The sequence below is a fragment of the Kocuria kalidii genome (assembly GCF_044462225.1).
In the GTDB taxonomy this organism is placed as follows: Bacteria; Actinomycetota; Actinomycetes; order Actinomycetales; family Micrococcaceae; genus Kocuria; species Kocuria kalidii.
Genome location: NZ_JBISWJ010000015.1, coordinates 23,139 through 29,159 on the forward strand (window position 1 = coordinate 23,139; position 6,021 = coordinate 29,159).

The window sequence follows — 6,021 nt, forward strand, 5'->3', positions numbered from 1 at the left end:
ATCAGGCCCGGCGGCGGCGCAGCAGGGAGCGCACGAGGACGGCGCAGAACAGGAGGAAGGCCACCGGGAACGCGAACCAGGGGATCACCGTGAGCCCGTCCCAGGGGTCCGCGCCGACGGCCTTCAGCACGAGCAGCAGGGCGAGGCACACGGCGCAGACGAGGCCGAGCACGACCGCGGAGGCGCCGAGGACGTCCGTCCCCGGGCGGCGGGCGGCACGGTTCGCGGGCGCGGCCGCACGGTCGTCGGAAGCAGGCATGGCTCCAGAATACCGAGCGGAAGGGGGTGGTGCCGACCGCGCCCGCGGCGGCTCCCGGCCGCGGAGCAGGGCTAGACTGGGAGGCTCCACAGGGCGGCTCGTCGGGGAGACCGGCGTGCCGCCCCCGACACGAACACGAGGACGAGGGAGACAGCGTGCCCACCGGCAAGGTCAAGTGGTTCGATTCCAAGAAGGGCTTCGGGTTCCTGGCGACCGACGACGGCCAGGAAGTGTTCCTGCCCTCCTCGGCGCTGCCCACCGGGGCCACCACGGTGAAGCCGGGGACGCGCATGGAGTTCGGCGTGGCCGAGGGGCGGCGCGGCGCGCAGGCGCTCTCCGCCCGGATCCTGGACCGGGGTCCGTCGATCGCGAAGAACGTCCGGAAGCCCGCGGAGGAGATGGCGGTCATCACGGAGGACCTCATCAAGCTCCTGGACGACATGTCCAACGGTCTGCACCGCGGCCGCTACCCCGACTCCGCGCACGGGAAGAAGATCGCCGCGATCCTGCGCACCGTGGCCGACAACCTGGACGTCTGAGCCCCGCGCCGCCGGCCGTTCCCCGGCGGCACCGGCATCCGGCACGGGCGCCGGTCCCGAGCACCAGCACGCAGCACCAGCACCACGACGAGGGAGACCAGCAGTGACCGAGGAGACCGCCCAGGACACACCCGTCGAGGTGCTGCCCCCGGCATCCGAGCCCCCGGCGTCCGAGCCGCCGGCCCGGGCGGCCCGCCGCCGACGGGCCCCGAAGCAGGACCCTCTGCTCGCGGCGGACGTCGCCACCGCCCGCGCGGGCGTGGAGCAGATCGCGGAGTCCTCGCAGATCGGCCCGGGCCACCGGGTGGTGGCCGAGGAGGACCGGCTGGTCGTCCACCTCTTCGAGTGCACCCTGCCCGGCTACCGGGGCTGGAACTGGTTCGCGAGCCTGGGCCGCGCCCCGCGCAGCAGGACCGTGACGGTCTGCGAGGTCGGGCTGCTGCCGGGGGAGGACGCCCTGCTGGCGCCCGAGTGGGTGCCGTGGTCCGCCCGGGTGAGCCCGGAGGAGAAGGCGCAGGAGGAGCAGGAGCGGGCCGAGGACGAGGCGGGGGACGCCGCCGACCGCGCCGGGGGGAGCGCCGGCGCCGAGGACGGGGCCGCTCCGCCGCAGGACGGCGAGGGGTCCTGACCGCTCCGCGGGGGACCGCGGGGACGGAGGAGGCACCGGAGCCCGCGGGCGGGATGTTCCGGTCCTTCCGCTTCCGGAACTACCGGGTGTGGTTCGCGGGCGCCCTCGTGTCCAACATCGGGACGTGGATGCAGCGCACGGCCCAGTCGTGGCTGGTCTTCGACGAGCTCTCGGAGCACGACGCCACCGCCCTGGGAGTGGTCACGGCCCTGCAGTTCCTGCCCCAGCTCTTCCTGGCGCCCTGGGCCGGGGTGCTGGCCGACCGGCTCGACCGGCGGCACCTGCTGCTGTGGACGCAGACGGCCATGGCGGTGCTCGCGGCGGGCCTGGGAGCGCTGGTGCTGGCCGACGCGGCCACCCTGTGGCACGTGTACGCCTTCGCCCTGGCCCTGGGCGTCGTCTCGACGCTGGACGCCCCCGTGCGGCAGACGTTCGTCTCCGAGATGGTCGACGACGTCTACCTCTCCAACGCCGTGGCCCTGAACGCGACCTCGTTCAACGCCGCGCGGATGATCGGCCCCGCCGTGGCCGGCGTGCTGGTGGCCTCGATCGGCTCGGGCTGGGTGTTCCTCCTCAACACGCTGACCTTCGGCGCCATGCTCGCCGCGGTCCTGGCGATCCGCACGGACGAGCTGCGCGGGATGCCGCGCTCCGGGCGGGGACGGGGACAGATCCGGGAGGGGCTCGCCTACGTCGTCGGCCGTCCGGACATCGTGGCGGTGCTGCTCACCATCTTCCTCATCGGCACCTTCGGGCTGAACTTCGCCGTCTTCCTGGCGGCCATGGCCGGTCCGGAGTTCGGCCGCGGCTCGGAGACCTTCGGCCTGCTCAACTCGGTCCTGGCGGTCGGCACGGTGGCGGGGGCCCTGCTCTCGGCCCGGCGCCGCAGCGCCCGGCTGCGCTACGTCTACGGTGGCAGCGCCGTCTTCGCCCTCAGCTGCCTGGGGGCGGCGACGGCGCCCACCCTCGTGCTGTTCGCGCTGTGGCTGGTCCCGTGCGGGCTGTCGTCGCTGACCATCATGACCACCGCCAACGCGTACGTGCAGTCGACCACCTCGCCGGTGATGCGCGGGCGGGTCATGAGCCTGTACATGGCCATCTTCATGGGCGGCACCCCGATCGGGGCGCCCGTCGTCGGCTGGATCACCGACGCCCTCGGCGCCCGGTGGGGGATGGGGGTCGCGGTCGCGGCGGGGCTGGGCGGGGCCCTGGTGGGCCTCGTCGTCTGGCTGCGGCTGCGTGCGGAGCGGGCGGCGGACGGGCGCCCCGACTAGCGCCCGGAGCGTCCGCGGAGCTGTTCGACGACGTGGTCGACGCAGCGCAGCAGCCGGGCGACGTCGTCGGGCTCGATCGAGACGAACGTCGCGATCCGCAGCTGGTTGCGCCCCAGCTTGCGGTAGGGCTCGACGTCCACCACGCCGTGGGCGCGCAGGACGGTCGCGACGGCGGCGGCGTCCACGCTCGCGTCGAAGTCCACGGTGGTGATGACCGTGGAGCGGTCCTCCGGCCGGGTCACGAACGGGGCGGCGAAGGCCGAGGCCTCGGCCCAGGCGTAGACCAGGTCCGAGGACTCCTTCGTGCGGGCCGCGGCCCACGCGATGCCGCCGTGGTCGTTGAGCCAGCGGACCTGCTCGTCGAGCAGCACCAGGGTGGCCAGGGCCGGGGTGTTGTAGGTCTGGTTCTTCCGGGAGTTCTCGAGCGCGGCCGTGAGCTGCAGGAAGTCGGGGATCCAGCGGCCGGAGGCGCCGATCCGCTCGATCCGTTCGACGGCCGCGGGGGAGAACGCACCCAGCCACAGCCCGCCGTCCGAGCCGAGGTTCTTCTGCGGGGAGAAATAGTAGACGTCCGTGGCGGCCACGTCGGCGGCCATCCCGCCCGCCGCGGAGGTGGCGTCGACCAGCACCAGCGCGTCGTCGTCGATCCCGGCGGGCCGGTGCACGGGGGCGGCCACGCCGGTGGAGGTCTCGTTCTGGGGCCAGGCGTACACGTCCACGCCCTCCTCCGGGCGGTGTCCGGGCCGCGTGCCGGGGGCGGAGTCCACGATCGAGGAGGCCTCCAGGAAGGGGGCCCGATCGGTGGCCTGGGCGAACTTCGCCCCGAACTCGCCGAACACGAGGTGCTGGGCCTTCCGCTCGACCAGCCCGAGGGCGGCCGCGTCCCAGAACGCGGTCGCCCCGCCCAGGCCCAGCAGCACCTCGTGGTCCGCGGGCAGGCCGAAGAACTGGGCGAGGCCCTCGCGCACGGAGCCCACGAGGTCCTTCACCGGGGTCTGGCGGTGGGAGGTGCCGAGCAGACCCGCACCGGACCGGGCCAGGGCGTCGAGCTGCTCCGGGCGGACCTTCGAGGGGCCGGCGCCGAACCGGCCGTCTTCGGGCAGCAGGTGCTGCGGGATGGTGACGTGTGCGGGCAACGGGCGCTCCCTCGTGGGTGACGTGCGACGGGTGACGTGCGACGGGCGCGGCTGTCGCGGAGGGTGCTCGCGCCGTCGGCGTCCGGGCCCATTCTGCCCCACGTGCGGGGAGGGCTGCTCCGGCGCGGTCCCGGTCGGGGCCGACGCGGGGCGCTCCCACTAAGCTCGAACGGGAAGACCGGACCGGGCTGGGATCCCCGGGGCCGGACGGCCGGACGAAGGATGACTGAGGCATGAGCGATCTGATCGACACCACGGAGATGTACCTGCGGACCGTCCTCGAGCTCGAGGAGGAGGGGATCACCCCGATGCGGGCGCGCATCGTCGAGCGCCTCGACCACTCCGGGCCCACGGTCTCGCAGACGGTGTCCCGCATGGAGCGGGACGGCCTGCTGACGGTGGGCTCCGACCGGTCCCTCCTGCTCACCCCGGCCGGTCGTGAGCGGGCCGTGCAGGTGATGCGCAAGCACCGGCTGGCGGAGCGGCTGCTCGCCGACGTCATCGGCCTGGACCTGGCGCAGGTCCACGACGAGGCGTGCCGGTGGGAGCACGTCATGAGCGAGCAGGTCGAGCGGCGGCTCGTGGACCTGCTGCACAGCCCCCGGTACTCGCCCTACGGCACGCCGATCCCGGGCCTCGCCGCGCTCGGCGTCGAGGAGAGCCCGACCACCGCGCACCCCTCCCTGCTCGACGCCGCGCGCAGCGACCCGGGCGGCTCGCACACCGTCGCCCTGCTGCCGGAGGTGGTCCAGGCGGACGCGGCCCTCCTGAGCGTGCTGAGCGACGTGGGCGTGCTCACCGGGACGGAGGTCCGGGCCCGGGTCGAGGGCCAGCTCGTGCGCATCGAGGTGCCGGCCACGGGGCGGTCCGCGGAGGTCGACCTGCGCACCGCCGGGGCCATCCGGGTCCTCGCTCCCTGACCGGGACCCGGAGGGCCGGGCGGAGCCCCGCCGGGAGACCCTTCCGGGAGGGGGCCGGTGTCCCCGCCGGGAGCCGGGACCGGGTCGTCCGGACCGATGTGGGGACGTTCACACACCGTTTTCCGCGGCGCCGGCCCGCCCCGGCCGACCGGAGCGGGCCGGGCCCGGTGGGACAGGCGTTCCGCCGGTTCCGGAGCGCACTGCACAGGTCGTCGCTCGCACGGACTGATACGCGAAAGTGGTTCAGTGCGGTCGCATTGATCTGCTCGGCGTTGCCCGACCGTTATCGGTCGTGATCAAAACGTGACACTTCCGTAATCAGTCATGTACTGTTCAACCCGTGCCGATCACTGGTCGGATCGGCACCCGCGAGGCACATCGCCGAATTCTGCCGGTGCCCGCGGCCTCTACACAGAAACTGCTTGGCAGAAGCGGGGGAACCAATTTCGGTCCCGGTGATCCGGGACCTTGGGGTTAAGTCGCCGGAGCGTGTGCGCTCCAGCGGCCGGGTGTCTCCCATCCGAATCCGACAGCTCACCTCGTAGGCAAAGGGAGGAACTCAACCATGTCGCTTTTCAAGCAGAACGCTGCCCGCCACCGTGCCGAGACCACCTCGCACGTCGTGCGCAACACCACCATCGCCGCCGCCGCCGGCGCCGCGATGATCGGCTCGATCGCCCCGGCCCAGGCCTATGCGCAGGCTCCCGTGCAGTCCGGTGCGGCCTACTCGGCCCCGGCCTCCGCCTCGCTGGCCGGCTACACCTCGTACACCTACCAGGCCCCGGTCGCCGCACAGCCCGCCCCGGCCCCGCAGCCGGCCGTCACCGCCTCGAGCGTGGCCCCGCAGCCCGCCGCGGCGGCCTCGACCGTGGCCCCGCAGTCCACCGCCACGACCGCGATCTCCCCCGCCGCCGGCGGTATCGTGGGCACCGCGCACCAGGGCATCGGCTCCGCCTACGTCTTCGGCGGCACCTCCTTCGGCGCCTGGGACTGCTCCGGCTTCACCCAGTGGGTCTTCGCCCAGAACGGCGTCGACCTGCCCCGCACCACCTGGGCCCAGTTCGCGGCCGGCACCCCCACCGCCAACCCCAAGCCCGGCGACCTCGTCTCCCAGAACGGTGGGAGCCACGTGGGCATCTACATCGGCGGCGGCAAGATGATCTCGGCGCTGAACCCCGCGCAGGGCACGCAGATCCACTCGGTCCACGCCATGTCGCTGGACGGGTACTACTCCGTCTGATTCGGCCCCGCCGTCCGCGGCGACC

At 73.6% G+C, this 6,021-nt stretch carries 7 protein-coding genes and 1 riboswitch; of the genes, 5 read left to right on the forward strand and 2 right to left on the reverse strand.

Annotation, left to right across the window (positions count from 1 at the left end; genetic code table 11):
• Nucleotide 1: 1 nt before the first annotated feature.
• The gene (locus ACH9D3_RS02140) at nt 2-259 is read right to left on the reverse strand and encodes a hypothetical protein (protein WP_396400414.1); all 258 of its coding nucleotides are present in this window, start codon (nt 257-259) and stop codon (nt 2-4) included.
• 155 nt (nt 260-414) lie between these two features.
• Between ACH9D3_RS02140 and ACH9D3_RS02145 the strand changes: the two genes are divergently transcribed.
• The 3 genes from ACH9D3_RS02145 (at nt 415) to ACH9D3_RS02155 (ending at nt 2,700) form a co-directional block, all read left to right on the forward strand.
• On the forward strand, nt 415-798 hold the full coding sequence (locus ACH9D3_RS02145; RefSeq protein WP_396400413.1) for a cold-shock protein: 384 nt from the start codon (nt 415-417) through the stop codon (nt 796-798).
• Nucleotides 799-901: 103 nt separating this feature from the next.
• Complete coding sequence (locus tag ACH9D3_RS02150; RefSeq protein WP_396409677.1) at nt 902-1,426, forward strand: DUF3027 domain-containing protein; 525 nt, start codon at nt 902-904, stop codon at nt 1,424-1,426.
• Nucleotides 1,427-1,479: 53 nt separating this feature from the next.
• A complete protein-coding gene (locus ACH9D3_RS02155) occupies nt 1,480-2,700 on the forward strand; it encodes an MFS transporter (protein ID WP_396409678.1) in 1,221 nt (406 codons plus the stop codon).
• Here ACH9D3_RS02155 and serC read toward each other — a convergent pair.
• The gene (serC, locus tag ACH9D3_RS02160; protein ID WP_396409679.1) at nt 2,697-3,836 is read right to left on the reverse strand and encodes a phosphoserine transaminase; all 1,140 of its coding nucleotides are present in this window, start codon (nt 3,834-3,836) and stop codon (nt 2,697-2,699) included. The genes ACH9D3_RS02155 and serC overlap by 4 nt on opposite strands.
• 233 nt (nt 3,837-4,069) lie before the next feature.
• Here serC and ACH9D3_RS02165 point away from each other — a divergent pair, with 233 nt between their 5' ends.
• The gene (locus ACH9D3_RS02165) at nt 4,070-4,756 is read left to right on the forward strand and encodes an iron dependent repressor, metal binding and dimerization domain protein (RefSeq protein ID WP_396409680.1); all 687 of its coding nucleotides are present in this window, start codon (nt 4,070-4,072) and stop codon (nt 4,754-4,756) included.
• Nucleotides 4,757-5,165: 409 nt separating this feature from the next.
• Nucleotides 5,166-5,316: riboswitch (cyclic di-AMP (ydaO/yuaA leader) on the forward strand.
• 5 nt (nt 5,317-5,321) lie between these two features.
• Complete coding sequence (locus ACH9D3_RS02170; protein ID WP_396409681.1) at nt 5,322-5,996, forward strand: NlpC/P60 family protein; 675 nt, start codon at nt 5,322-5,324, stop codon at nt 5,994-5,996.
• Nucleotides 5,997-6,021 lie beyond the last annotated feature (25 nt).